The sequence below is a fragment of the Streptomyces sp. NPDC057543 genome (genome assembly GCF_042801895.1).
Lineage (GTDB): Bacteria > Actinomycetota > Actinomycetes > Streptomycetales > Streptomycetaceae > Streptomyces.
The window spans coordinates 19,369-32,045 of sequence record NZ_JBHVFF010000015.1; the positions used below are offsets into that span (position 1 = coordinate 19,369).

General features: G+C 68.4%; 11 protein-coding genes. 5 read left to right on the forward strand and 6 right to left on the reverse strand.

What is annotated here, in order from left to right; translation table 11 throughout:
- Positions 1–42: 42 nt before the first annotated feature.
- The 3 genes from ACFU8Q_RS04905 (at position 43) to ACFU8Q_RS04915 (ending at position 2,813) form a co-directional block, all read left to right on the forward strand.
- Positions 43–867, forward strand: a complete 825-nt coding sequence (locus ACFU8Q_RS04905) for an amidohydrolase family protein (protein ID WP_384447819.1) — start codon at positions 43–45, stop codon at positions 865–867.
- A 123-nt stretch (positions 868–990) separates the two neighbouring features.
- Positions 991–1,977 carry an acetylxylan esterase gene (locus tag ACFU8Q_RS04910; RefSeq protein ID WP_384447822.1) on the forward strand — a complete coding sequence of 329 codons (987 nt, stop codon included), beginning with the start codon at positions 991–993 and terminating at the stop codon, positions 1,975–1,977.
- Positions 1,978–2,045: 68 nt separating this feature from the next.
- Complete coding sequence (locus ACFU8Q_RS04915; RefSeq protein WP_384447825.1) at positions 2,046–2,813, forward strand: GntR family transcriptional regulator; 768 nt, start codon at positions 2,046–2,048, stop codon at positions 2,811–2,813.
- A gap of 88 nt (positions 2,814–2,901) precedes the next feature.
- Here ACFU8Q_RS04915 and ACFU8Q_RS04920 read toward each other — a convergent pair whose 3' ends face one another.
- The 5 genes from ACFU8Q_RS04920 to ACFU8Q_RS04940 all read right to left on the reverse strand — a co-directional run bounded on the left by ACFU8Q_RS04920 (position 2,902) and on the right by ACFU8Q_RS04940 (position 9,413).
- The gene (locus ACFU8Q_RS04920; RefSeq protein WP_384447828.1) at positions 2,902–4,878 is read right to left on the reverse strand and encodes a right-handed parallel beta-helix repeat-containing protein; all 1,977 of its coding nucleotides are present in this window, start codon (positions 4,876–4,878) and stop codon (positions 2,902–2,904) included.
- Between the two features lie 86 nt (positions 4,879–4,964).
- Positions 4,965–5,876 carry a carbohydrate ABC transporter permease gene (locus ACFU8Q_RS04925; RefSeq protein WP_384447829.1) on the reverse strand — a complete coding sequence of 304 codons (912 nt, stop codon included), beginning with the start codon at positions 5,874–5,876 and terminating at the stop codon, positions 4,965–4,967.
- A gap of 13 nt (positions 5,877–5,889) precedes the next feature.
- Positions 5,890–6,816, reverse strand: a complete 927-nt coding sequence (locus ACFU8Q_RS04930; protein ID WP_384447832.1) for a carbohydrate ABC transporter permease — start codon at positions 6,814–6,816, stop codon at positions 5,890–5,892.
- A complete protein-coding gene (locus ACFU8Q_RS04935; protein ID WP_384447834.1) occupies positions 6,795–8,039 on the reverse strand; it encodes an ABC transporter substrate-binding protein in 1,245 nt (414 codons plus the stop codon). Before ACFU8Q_RS04935 ends, ACFU8Q_RS04930 begins: the two co-directional genes overlap by 22 nt.
- Positions 8,040–8,210: 171 nt before the next feature.
- On the reverse strand, positions 8,211–9,413 hold the full coding sequence (locus ACFU8Q_RS04940) for an alpha-L-fucosidase (protein WP_384447837.1): 1,203 nt from the start codon (positions 9,411–9,413) through the stop codon (positions 8,211–8,213).
- 109 nt (positions 9,414–9,522) lie between these two features.
- Between ACFU8Q_RS04940 and ACFU8Q_RS04945 the strand changes: the two genes are divergently transcribed.
- Both ACFU8Q_RS04945 and ACFU8Q_RS04950 read left to right on the forward strand, forming a co-directional pair.
- The gene (locus ACFU8Q_RS04945; protein ID WP_384447840.1) at positions 9,523–10,356 is read left to right on the forward strand and encodes a ribonuclease activity regulator RraA; all 834 of its coding nucleotides are present in this window, start codon (positions 9,523–9,525) and stop codon (positions 10,354–10,356) included.
- A 31-nt stretch (positions 10,357–10,387) separates the two neighbouring features.
- Positions 10,388–10,753, forward strand: a complete 366-nt coding sequence (locus ACFU8Q_RS04950) for a hypothetical protein (protein ID WP_384447843.1) — start codon at positions 10,388–10,390, stop codon at positions 10,751–10,753.
- Positions 10,754–10,926: 173 nt separating this feature from the next.
- Here the strand turns inward: ACFU8Q_RS04950 and ACFU8Q_RS04955 are convergent, their stop codons facing one another.
- Entirely contained in the window at positions 10,927–12,561 is a 1,635-nt protein-coding gene (locus ACFU8Q_RS04955) for an MFS transporter (RefSeq protein ID WP_384447846.1), read from the reverse strand.
- Positions 12,562–12,677 lie beyond the last annotated feature (116 nt).

The following is a 12,677-nucleotide window of genomic DNA, read 5'->3' on the forward strand; positions in this document are numbered from 1 at the left end:
TACTCCGGAGCGGCCCCGGTAAGCCCGAGGAGGAGGCGCACCGTGATCGACTGCCATGTCCACCTGTGGGATCCGGCCGAGGGATTTCCATGGATCCGGCCGGACAGCGAGCACCATCGCGTCTTCCGGGAGGACGACTTGGAGCAGTCGGGCGCGGGCCTCGACCTGGCAGGGGCAATCCTGGTCGAGGCGTCGCGTGGCGATGCGGGGGAGACGCTCGCCCTACGTGAACTGCGCCTGTGCCGACCGGATCTGGTCACCGGGTACGTGGCCAACCTGCACGTCCACGGCGCGGGCGGCCCCGACCTGTTCCGCGCCCTCCTGTACGAGCTCGGCGACTTGCCCCCCAATGGGATGCGGCTCGGCGGCACCTCGTGGACGGGCACCCCCGAGTCGGCCCGCGCGCTCGTCCCGGTGCTGGCCGAAGCCGGGCTGGTGCTCGAACTCAACCTCCAGCAAAAGGCGTTGACGGCGGCGGCCGACATCGCCGCACGGCATCCCGAGCTGACCGTCGTCGTCGACCACCTGGGCAACGCGCCGGACCTGCGCACGCCGGCGGCGGGGGAGTGGTACCGCGATGTCGAGCGCGCCGCCGCGAGCCCGAACGTGGTGGTGAAGATCTCCGGGCTGCTCACCCAGCAGCACGGGGTACCGCCGCAACGCATCGCACACATGGTGCGACACGTCGTGGACGCGCTCGGCCCCGACCGCTGCCTGGTCGGCTCCGACTGGCCGATCTGCCTGCCCCGCGGCTCACGGGCCGACTCGCTCACGGCGTCCGCGCTCGGCCTGGCCCATCTGACGACGGATCAGCGGCATCGGGTACTGCACACGACCGCGGTCCGGGTGTACGGACTCGGCGGATGACCGTACGCGTGGTTGACAGTGCTCGAACGCCCCTGATTCGATTCTATCGATGATCGATAGGCGATGAACAGTGACCGACTCCGCCTCGCCGAGAGTCGGTCCCGACCTCCGAGGAGATGCCCCATGGCACATTTCGACCTGTCCCTGGACGAGCTGGAGAGATACCGCCCGGCCCTCACCGAGCCGGGCGGCTTCGACACGTTCTGGCAGGAGACACTCGGCCGGCAGGAGGAGTTCGGCCTCGCCGCGACGTTCGAGCCGGTGCACAACGGGCTCGCCACGATCGACAGCTTCGACGTGACCTTCGCCGGCTACGGCGGCCACCCCGTGCGTGGCTGGTTCCACCTGCCGGTGACCCGCACCGGCCCGCTGCCGGTCGTCGTGGAGTATCTGGGCTACGGCAGCGGCCGGGGCGCCCCGCACGAGAAGCGGCTGTGGGCGGACGCGGGCTACGCGCACCTCGTCATGGACACCCGGGGCCAGGGCGCCGAGACCCCCGACCCCGACCCGGCCGCCGGCGACATCGCCGCGCCCGGCTTCCTCACCCGCGGCGTGCTCGATCCGCGCCGCTACTACTACCGGCGCCTGTACACCGACGCGGTGCGCGCCGTCGCCGCCGCGCGCACGCACCCGGACGTCGATCCGGCCCGCACCGTGGTCACCGGCACCAGCCAGGGCGGCGGGATCGCGCTCGCCGCGGCGGGTCTCGTCCCCGACCTCGTGGCCGTCATGCCGGACGTGCCGTTCCTGTGCCACTTCCCGCGCGCCACCACGATCACCGACCTGCCGCCGTACGTCGAGGTCGCCAGGTTCGTCAAGCTGCACCGCGAACACGCGGCCACGGTCGCCCGCACCATGTCCTACTTCGACGGCGCCGCCCTGGCCCGCAGGGCGAATGCGCCGACGTTGTTCTCGGTCGGTCTGATGGACCGCGTCTGCCCGCCCTCCACGGTGTACGCGGCGTTCAACCATTACGGCGCCCAGCGGAATGTGGACCAGGCCGACAAGCAGATACGGACCTATCCGTTCAATGATCACGAAGGCGGCGGGCCCGCCCATGAGGTCGTCAAATTGGAATGGCTGTCCAAGCAGCTGGAAACCTCGGTGTGATTCCATCGAGAGAAGATGGGCGCGTATTATGTCGCAACTTACGTGCCCCAGTGCAAGATTGGGAATTCATGGCATCCAACGCGTCGGGTGGATTCGACTCCACGCTGGCCACCAACAAGGACCGGTTCCGTAAGACCCTGATCTCGGACCAGGTGTACGAACTGCTCCGCCAGGCCGTCGTCGAGGGCGATCTCGCGCCGAACGACCGGGTGGTCGAATCGGAGATCGCGCGGCGGCTCGGTGTGAGCCAGGCCCCGGTGCGCGAGGCGGTCAAGCGGCTCGCGCGTGAGGGCCTGTTCACGCACGTCCCCCGCCGTGGCCACTTCGTGGTCGAGATCTCCTCGCAGGACGCGGAGTACGCCCGTCAGGTGCGCGAACCGCTGGAGGGCCTCGCCGCCCGGCTCGCCGCCGAGCACATCACCGGGGAGCAGCTCGCCGAGCTCGACGCGCTGGTGGAGCGGATGCGCGAGGCGGTCGCCGCGAGCGATGTGAGCGGCTTCCGCGACGCCGACATAGAGTTCCACACCCAGGTCAGCCAGTTCGCCGGCAATCCGTTCCTGGCCCGGATGTGGGAGGTCATCGAGCCGAGCCTGCGCACCCTGCGGGCCATCTCCGACCCGCTCTTCGACGGTGACTGGTGCGCCATGGCCGACGAACACGGCCGTCTCGTCGACCTGCTGCGGTCCGGGGAGCCCGACAAGGCGGCGGAGGCATTCGCCGACCATGCCGCCGGCCGCGGGCCCGTGCCGGACGCCCGGGAGGCGAAGAAGCCGCGCAAGAAGGCCGCCGCGACGAAGCGGACGGCGGCCAGGAAGACGGCGGCGAAGTCGAATTGATCCACCGGCGAGGAGGCCCGATGCGAAATTCGCACCGGGCCCCCTTTGTTTTGCATGTGAGTTGCAGGGAGGGTGGCAATCAGGGGAATTATCGGCGGGCGCCCGCCGTCCACTTCGGTGCCCCGTACTGATACGCGCCCAGACTCGGTGTCGCGTCCGTGGAACCGTCATTGATCCCCGGCAGCGGGATCGCCGCATTGCGCGCGGGGGATTCGGCGGTAAGCCGGTAGTCGTGGTTCGCCGCGTCGACGAAGCGCGGATCGGCCTCGGCGGGAAGGTTGTTCGACAGGACCAGACCGCCGTTCGTGGCGTCGGTCAGGCCCCGGATCGTCCCGATGTTGTTGTAGATCTTCGTGCCGGTCGACGCCTCGGGCTCCTTCACGTAGAACAGTGTCATCCCACCGGTGTTGTTGTAGACGCTATTGTCGTGCGACCCGGTGCCCAGGCCGTTGAGCATCACCGTGCCCTCGCGGTTGCCCCAGCCCACGTTGTTCGCGATGACGAGATCGCTCTGGCCGTTGTCCGCGTAGACGCCCGAGATGCCGAACGTGGTCGAGGTCGTCGTGGGCGCCGGGTCGTGCAGCACGTTGTGGTCGATGGACGAGCCCATCATGTACGCGCTGCAGCAGGTGTAGATCGCGGCGACGTCCAGGCTCAGCCGGGCGTACCCGGAGATGTCGTTGTACGCGATCAGGTCCTTGCCCGGGGTGAGGCCAGCCACCTCGTTCCACTGGAGGTTGATGCCGCTGCGGCCGGCGCGGGAGATGGTGTTGTGCGTGACCGTCTGGCTGTTGCCCTGCACGGCGATGCCCGCCGCGTAGGTGCCCATGTAGTCCACGTCGTGGATCACGTTGTCCGTGGCGGTGTTGTTCTGTCCGCGCAGCGCGATGCCGTTCCCGGCGCTCAGCGACAGATCGCTGTTCACGATCTTGTTGTGGGTGCCGTCGAGGATGATGCCGGTGTCGCCGACGCCCCGGGTCACCGTGCTGCCGCAGTCCGTCGCGCCCCGGGTGATGTCCGTGTAGTGCGACAGGTACTGGCCCTCGATGCCGTCGAGGGTGACACCGGTGCTGGTGGCGCCCGTCTGGATCGTCGTGGCGAACAGGCCGATGCCGGCGACCGTGGTGTGGCTGGTGTTCGTCAGGTCGAAGCCCAGGGTGCGACGCTTGGCCTCGAAGGTGTGGGCACCGGGGTCGTCGGTGCTGTACACGTACAGGCGCTTCGTGGCCGGGTCGTAGAACCACTCGCCGGGGTGCGCGAGCTCACCGATCTTGCCGGAGAGCGCGTACCGCGTCTCCTTCGGCACGACCTTGTGGACGCACGGCGGCGCCACGTCGAGCGTCACCGAGCCGACGGCCGAACTCTTCACCTTGCCCGTGGCCGAGATGTACCAGTAGCCGGTGAGAGCGCGCGCGCCGTCCCAGTAACCGGCCGGACGGGTCAGGTTCGCGTCGGCGATCGTGGCGTCCGCGCTGCCCGCACCGGCGTACTGGAGCGTGGGGTCGAGCAGATCGAGGCCGGGATACGGCCATTGGGCCTCGATGTCCATCTTCTTGTCGGTGAACACCTGCACGGTGGTCACGTCCGAGCCGAGGTCGACGTTGGTGCTGTAGATGTGCCCGGCCGCCACCGCGTCGCTGAACTGTGAGTCCCTGGCGAACGGGTCGGTCCTGGCGATCTCGGTGACATCGGCGGCGGTGACCGGCTCGAAGCCGCCGATCCTCGAGGCACCGCTCACCGTCACCTTCGCGCCGGGGGCGGCGCGATACGTGATCGGCAGTTCGGCGGTGCCGGAACGGCCCGGCACGACGGTCTCCTCGTACGTGCCGGACAGGACGAGGCACGTATCGCCCGGCACCATCACGTCGGCGCACTTCTGGACGTGCCGGAACGGGGCCTTGGGGCTCTTGCCGCCGGCGGTGTCCCGGCCGGACGGCGCGACGTAATAGGTCCGTCCTGCCCGGGGCTTGACCGGATGGGCGGTGGCAGGATGACCGGCCGCCACCACGGCCAGGGATGCGAGCAGGGCGGCTGCGGACCACGGTCCTCTGCGGGACCGCGGCATCCATCTCCTCAGCAATGTGTGGTCCTTTCTCTTCTCTCGGCTCTTTCTCGGACGGGGAACGTCGAGCCCGGTCGTCCCTTCACGACTCATCCCTTCACCGCGCCGACGGTGAGCCCGCTGATGATGTGGCGCTGCATGTAGATGAAGAAGATGACGACGGGTGCGACGGCGAGCAGTAGGTTGGGGAACACCTTCGTCAGGTCGGTCGAGTACTGGCTGATGCCGGCGTAGATCGCCGTCGTGACCGTGTAGTGCCCGGAGGACGGACTGAGCAGGATCTGCGGGGAGACGAAGTCGTTCCAGATCCCGATCGAATTGAGGATCAGCACCGTGACGACCGCGGGACGCATCAGTGGGAAGATGATGGCCCAGAACGTCCGGTACCGGCCCGCGCCGTCGATCGTCGCCGCGTGATCGATGTCCACCGGTATGGTGCGGATGAAGCCGACGAACAAGAAGATGCTCACCGGCAGCGTGGACGCCACGTCGTGCGCGACCAGACCGGTCACGGTGTTGGCCAGGCCGACCTCGCGCAGCACATAGATCACCGGGATGATCACGGCGGCGCCCGGGATGAACGTGCCGGCCAGGAAGTACAGCAGCACCAACTGCGTACGCCGCTTGAGGCTGCGCGCGATCGCGTACGCGGCGGGGCCCGCGAGCAGGATGCACAGCACGTCCACGACCACGACGAGGAACAGCGTGAAGCCGTAGCCGCCGATGACGTTGAACTGCGGGCTGTTGATCGCTGCCGACATGTGCTCGAAGGTCAGCCCGCTCAGGGGGATCGAGAACGGGTTGTCGAGGATGTCCTGCTGCGACTTGAAGGCGTTCACCACGAGCAGGTAGATCGGCACGATCATGACGACGAAGAGCGTGCCGAGAAGGACCCGACGCACGGGCGAGCGGGACTCCTTGCGCTCCGTGCGCCGCGCGTCGTCACTCTTGGCCGGCAAAGCCTTCGGCCTGTCGCGGATCTCTGCCTCTAGTACGACCACCAGCGGCTCCTAACTAACTTGTCGTGGCTTGGTCTTGACGGTTGCGCAGCGCCGTCACGAGGAGGGCGAGCACGGCGGACACCACCATCAGGAACACCGCCTGCGCGGTCGCGTACCCGACCTTGGTGCCCTCGAAGGACCGGGCGAGAATGAGGTACGTGAATGTCTGCGTCGACCCGGCCGGACCGCCGCCGGTGAGGCTGACCACGATGTCGTACGCCCGGATGAGCCCCACCAGGTTCAGCACCGTAGCCACGGTCACCACGGGCGCGATCATGGGGATCACGATCCGCAGATTGATCTGCCGCTTCGAGGCGCCGTCGATGGCCGCGGCCTCCAGCAGCTCGGCGGGCACCGTCTGCAGGGCGGCCACGAACAGGACTACGTTGAAGCCGAATCCGGCCCACACGATCACGGCGATCAGCGAGATCAGTGCGAACTGCTCGTCGAAGAGGAAGCCGAGCGGTTCGATGCCGAACTTGGCGAGTGTGTTGTTGATGGCGCCGTTGGTGCCGAGAATCGCCGCCCACAAGTAGCCGAGGATCAGCGAGCTGATGACGTGCGGGAAGTAGGCGACGGCCCGGAAGAAGGAGTTGGTGCGCGAACGGCCCTTCAGTGCAAGCGCGTACACGAGCCCCAGTCCCACCATGAGCACCGTGCCGGCCACGGCGATCAGCGCTGTCACATACCAGGCGTCCGACGAACTCGGATCGTCGAACAGGTGCTTGTAGTTGTCGAGCCCGGTGAACGTGGCGGTGGAGAAGCCGTCCCAGTCGGTCAGGCTGAGATACACCGCGACGCCCACCGGCACGACGGTCATCACCGTGTAGAGCAGGACGGCCGGGCCCATCATCCCGAGGGAGACGGCCGAGTCCCGCAGCCGCGCCCGGCGCCGCCCCCGATGGTTCAGCCCTGCGTTCAGTTCTGCGAGTTCCACCACTTGTCCAATCCGTCGGCCGCACCCGCGGGGGACGAGCCCGTGTACAAGGACTGGATCTGCTTGTTGAGCTCGTCGCTGAACCCGGCGATCGGCTGGCTCTTCCCGGACTTCACGATCACCGACGGTGCCTTGTCCAGGATCTGCTGCACGGACGAACCGAGGCTGGACATCGGGTACGTGAAGCCCTCGCGCAGATTGCCGTCGGAGGCGAGCTGGCTCTTGATGGCCTTCGGGTCGGTGGTCGCCCACTTCACGAACTCGATCGCCTCGGCCTTGTGGCGCGACTTGTTCACCACGACGTACGGGTTCGAGATGTTGCCGAACTGGCCGGACGGGTAGGCCCCGTCGGTCGGCATGGTGAACACGCCGATGTCGTCGCTCTTCTTCGCGGCGTCCGCGGCGGGCACGAAGAACGAACCCATGATGTACATCGCGGATTTGCCGTTCAGGAAGGCCGTCTGGCCGTCCGCGTAAGTGAGGCCGAGCGCGCTCTTGTCCAGGTAGCCCTTGTCGATCCAGCTCTTGTAGCGCTCCAGGTAGGGCAGGTAGTCGCTCTTCGCGAAGGAGACCTTGCCGTCGTTGCGCTTGGCCGTCCACCCGGGGTCGGCGGTGAGCACACCCGCGTCGGCCATCATCGAGAACTGGGAGCCGGTGACCCACTGGCCGGCGGTCTGCAGCGGCTTGTAGCCGGCACCCTTCAGGCTGCCCATGGCCGCCGTGAACTGATCCATTGTCCGGATGTTCGTGGCGTCGATCCCCGCCTTCTTGAAAGCGGCCTTGTTGTAGAAGACGAGCGACTGGATCTGCTCACCCACACCGACCACGTAGTGCTTGCCGTCGACGGCGTACTGGTCGGCCAGGGGAGTCTTGGCGGTCCAGGGCTGGTCGGACAGGTCGGTGAAGAGCGACGCGGTGTCGGCGGTCGGCGTGATCTGCTGGGCGACATCCGGCGGATCGCCCGCGGCCAGGTCCTGCCTCAGCTTCGCGTCCGCCGAGATCGTCCCGGTCAGTTCGAGCTTGACGGTCACTCCGGGGTGAGCCTTCTCGTACGTGGCGAAGAGGTCGTTCCAGTACATCTCCGTCAGGTTCGGCGTGATGTTCACGATGACGCGGAGGGTCGTGCCCTCCGCGGCCTGGTCGGACCCGCCGCCGCAGGCGACGGCCGACGCCATCACCAGGGGAGCCACGGCGAGCCCGCAGATACGGCGCCACATTGTTCTCATGGGACACGCTCCGTTGCGTAGTCGTGAATAATCGATAGCTGGTGTTCAGCCGCAGAGTTCCCGGTGCAACAGCGGTGGGAGGGGTCGCGGGCGGTCACTGGTGCGGATCGCCCGGCGGGGTGGTGCGATGCGGCGGAGGCGGGGCGGGGCCCTCACCTTCGTGGCTATCGTCTATCGATTGCTGATGCTAGGGGTGGCTCCTCGCTTCTTCAAGGGTGCTGCGGCAAACCTCTGAGTTCCGTCCTTCGGGTTCCGGTCGGCTCCGTCGGCGAGCAACCGCCGTACGACTACGCGGCCTTGGGCCCCGGGAGTGGGACGTGAGCATGAGCCGGCTGAGGTGGGCTCCCCAACTCCGTGTCGGCTGAGGGTCGTCGAGGTCCTGTCGAGGTAGGGGTCGTCCGGATCGGGCGGCCCCGCGCGGTGCACGGACCGCGCGTGCAGCTCGGTCCACTCGCCGATGGCTCGGAGCGTGGCGCGGGCCCGCGGGTCCAGGGCGCCGCGGCCGGTGGGTCCGACGTTCAGGATGAGGTTGCCGCCGCAGGCGACGGACTGCACCAGCATACGGACCAGCAGCGCAGGGTCCTTGTAGTCGTGGTTGTCGCGGTCGTACCCCCACGAGCCGTTGAGTGTGTGGCAGGCCTCCCACATCGCCTGCTCACCGCCACGCTCCAGCGGCCGGTCGAGCTGGTACTGCTCGGGCGTCACGTAGTCGCCGGGTATGCCGAGCCGGTCGTTGACGAGGATGCCCGGCTGCAATCCTCGTGCGAGGGCCAGGAGTTGTTTCGCACCCCACTCCTCGGGGCCCTTCTCCGGATATGTGAAGTCGAAGAAGAGCAGGTCGATCGGGCCGTAGACGGTGAGGAGCTCGCGTATCTGCCCCTGCATGTACGCGCGGTAGCGCGCCATGTCACGGGGCTCCTGCTCGGCCGCGGTGCCGCGCAGCGGGTGGTGCTCGTCGACCGTGAAGTCGGGATGGTGCCAGTCGAGCAGCGAGTAGTACAGGCCGACGCGCAGGCCCTCGGCGCGCATCGCGTCGACGAACTCGCGCACCAGGTCTCGGCCTGTCGCGCGCACCGAGGTGTAGTGGGACAGCGCCGAGTCGAACAGGCAGAAACCGTCGTGGTGCTTGGCGGTCAGCACCGCGTAGCGCATGCCCGACTGCCGTGCTGTACACGCCAGTCGTTCGGCATCGAACAGGTCGGGATCGAACCGGTGCAGGTAACGGTCGTACTCCTGCCGCGACATGGCCTCCCGGCTGCGCACCCACTCGTGCCGCGCCGCCAGGCTGTACAGGCCGAAGTGGACGAACAGTCCGAAGCGCGCCGCCTCGAACCAGCCGGTGGAATCAGTGGAATCAGTGGAAGCGCCGGTCACGGAGGGCTCCTGACACATTGACATCACTAATCGATTGGCTGTTATCTACCATCGATAGGCGATGATGTCACTGGCGTTGCGCGCGATGAGCGCGCGGAGAGGCAAGTGCATGCACCCGATAGGGGATCAGGAAGCGCCGTCGACGGGGGAGACCCGCATCAACGGGACGGAGGGAACCCGGACCTATGAATCGATGCGAGCGCCGGTCCACACCTCGGTCTACGTACGACCCACCTCACAGATGGTGGAAGCCCTCAAGGACGTGAGCGCGGCGACGGCCTGCGCGAAGCTGCACCAGATGGGCATCACCCGGACATTCATCGACGGTCCCGTGCCACTGCACCGCGAACCGGACGTCAAGGTCACCGGCGGTGCCGTGACGTTGCAGTTCCTGCCACAGCGCGAAGATGTCTTCAATGGTGCGGAGCAGGAGGACATCGAGCGCAAGACCGCGCTGTGGGGTGTCCTCGAATCCATCCAGCCCGGCGACGTGCTCGTCGTCTCGGCCCACGGCAGCCACTTCACCGGCTGCCTCGGCGACATGCTCGTGCGCTACTTCAAGCTGCGCGGCGGCGCCGGGATCGTGGTGGACGGACGGGTGCGGGACGCGGCCCGGGTCCGCGCGCTCGGCGTGCCCATCTGGTGTACCGGTGTCACCCCGCACTACGCCTCGCAGACCGAGCTGTTCCCGTCCGCGTTCAACGTGCCCGTCGGCGTCGGCGGCTCCCTGGTGACGCCCGGCGATCTGATCGTCGCCGACGAGGACGGCGCCGTCGTCGTGCCGCAGCAGAACGCGATTCCGCTCGCCGAGGATTCCTTGCTGCACCAGGACCGGGAGGCATTCGCGCGCCGCCGCCTCGACGAGGGCGGACGGCTGTCCGACTACTATCCGCTCACCGGCGAGGGCCTGACCGAGTACCTGGCGAGCCGGCCCGTCATCTGAGCCCCGGTGGGCCGCTCGGAACCAGATGCGCGTGCCCACCAGTACGCTGCCGGGGCGCCCCGTCCCACCGCCGGCGGCACCGACCGCGTACGCCTTGCTGGTGCGGCCACTCGGGGTGGGACGTCGGTGCTCACGTGGGCCGCGCGTCACGATCCCGCTCGGTCCGGTCCTCTCGGCCTCGGCCGTGTTCGGCATGGTCACCTGGACGGTCGACTCGTCCTGCGCGACCATGCGGCCGCCGTACATCGCCAGGGGCCTCGACGTTGGCATCGCGCTGCCCGCCACCGCCGCAGCGATCACCGTCACCGGCAACGCGCCGGTCAAGGACGGCGATGTGGCGTCCGGCCTGCAGTCCACCATGCTGGTGCCCTCGGCACCTTTGTGCTGGTCACCGTGATCGTCGGCGAAGGCGAAGGCGGAGGGCGGCAAGGAGGGCATGGTGATCGCCGGTGCTCACCGAGCCCGAGCACCGGCGTACGCGTGGGAGCGGCGCTGCCGGGGGCGTGTCCGGCCCTGGCAGGCGCCGCTCCGAAGCGGTGGACGGCGTTGTCGTCCGCTTCGCCGGGCTCGTTACTTCGCGGCGGGTTCCGGCGCGCCGCCCTGCTCGGTGGCGGAGGGCTCGGCCGGGGACTGAGTGGGGGAGCGGTGAGGGCGGACGCCGATCATGCCGACGGCGGTAAGGACCGCGGCCAGGGCGGCGGCGATGCCGCAGATGAGGAAGGCGTTGCCGAAGCCGCTGCCCAGCGCGTCGAGGGCGAGGTCGTGCGCTGCCGATCCCGGAGCGCCGGGCGGCAGGCTGTTCACGGCGATGGGCCCTCCCTCCGCGGCGATCCCGCGTGCGGCACCCAGGTGGTCCGCCGGCAGGTCCGCGCCGTTCAGTTTCGACGTGAACGCCGTTCCCGCGTTGCTGAGGGCCACCGCGGTGACGACGACCGGGCCGAGCGCGAAGCCGAGATCGCGGAGCATGTTGGTCGTGGCGCTCGCCATGCCCGCCAACTGCGGGGGCACACTGTCCAGCGCCACGGCCGTCACCGAACTCACGCACAGGGCGAAGCCGACGCCGATCAGCAGGGCGGGTACGACGAGCGCGGTCAGGGCGGGGTCGGTGACATCGAGCCGGGTGCACAGGAGGCAGCCGACGGCCATCAGGACGAAGCCCGAGGTCAGCAGCCAGGTCGGGGCGACCCGGTGCAACAGCCGGGAGAGGACCGGTATGAGGGCGAACGCCGGCCCCTGCAGCAGCAGGAACGGGACGGCGACGCGAAGCGGGTCCTGGTGCTGCACCGGTCCGAGCCACATGGCCGTCGCGAAGCATGCGCCGAGAAACGCGAGCATGCCGACGACGGCGACGACGGACGCCACCGTGAAGGCCCGGTTCCTGAACAGCGTCAGGTCGAAGATCGGGGACTTGGCACCCAGCTCGACCACGACGAAACCGACGAGGAAGCAGAGGCCGATGCAGAAAGACAGGATGACGGGAAGGGTCGTCCAGCCCGACTCGGGACCCTCGACGGCGGCGTAGAGCACCAGGATCAGACCGACGGCGAAGGTGATCTGACCCGGTATGTCGAGCTCCCGGCCCTCGGGTGACCTGGACTCCGAGGTCAGTGCAAGGGTGAGTACCACGCTCACCGCGGCGATCACCACGAGCACCCAGAAGGAGCCGCGCCAGGAGCCGACCTTGGCGAATGCCCCGCCGAGGAAGGGCGAGACGGCCGCACCGGCGGAGAGGAACCCGCTCCACAGCGCGACGGCGTGGGCCCGTTCCCGGGCGTTGCGGGTGACCGACGCGAGCATGGTGAGCGAGCCGGGGAACAGGGCGCCGGCGCCGAGACCGTTCAGCGTGGCACCGACCCAGAGGACCTGCACGTTGGGCGCGACCGCGGCCACGGTGCTGCCGGCGGCGACGAGGGCCGCCCCCACGGTGATCAGCTTCTTGCGGCCGAACAGGTCGCCGAGCACGCCGAAGGTGAATTCGAAGCAGACCACCGCGATCATGAACGCCGCGGTGATCCAGGTCAGTTGGGAGCCATGGGTGTTCAGGTCCGCCTGGAAGAGTCCGAGGAGGGATGCCGGCAGTGCGTTGGCCACCTGCGCCACGAACACCGCACAGCAGGTGGCAGCCAGCGTCCCCGCGTAGCCCGGCTTCCGGGCCGCCCCCGCGGTGGGGCCGTAGGACGTCGCCGTCCCGTTGTTGAGCGTCATTGCTTCTCCCTGGCTGGGAAGGTGAAATGCCCCGCCGTCGGGCGGGACCGGCTTCGGCCGAGTGCCGAAGCGAGGAGAGGGTGAGCGTTGCGGGCCTGTCCTGCAGGGACAGGCGT

Bases quoted from the DNA above. Each gene is read 5' to 3' on its own strand.
- ACFU8Q_RS04910 (WP_384447822.1), top strand. From the start codon at position 991: ATGGCACATTTCGACCTGTCCCTGGACGAGCTGGAGAGATACCGCCCG.
- ACFU8Q_RS04915 (WP_384447825.1), top strand. From the start codon at position 2,046: ATGGCATCCAACGCGTCGGGTGGATTCGACTCCACGCTGGCCACCAAC.
- ACFU8Q_RS04920 (WP_384447828.1), bottom strand. From the start codon at position 4,878: ATGCCGCGGTCCCGCAGAGGACCGTGGTCCGCAGCCGCCCTGCTCGCA.
- ACFU8Q_RS04935 (WP_384447834.1), bottom strand. From the start codon at position 8,039: ATGAGAACAATGTGGCGCCGTATCTGCGGGCTCGCCGTGGCTCCCCTG.
- ACFU8Q_RS04945 (WP_384447840.1), top strand. From the start codon at position 9,523: ATGCACCCGATAGGGGATCAGGAAGCGCCGTCGACGGGGGAGACCCGC.
- ACFU8Q_RS04955 (WP_384447846.1), bottom strand. From the start codon at position 12,561: ATGACGCTCAACAACGGGACGGCGACGTCCTACGGCCCCACCGCGGGG.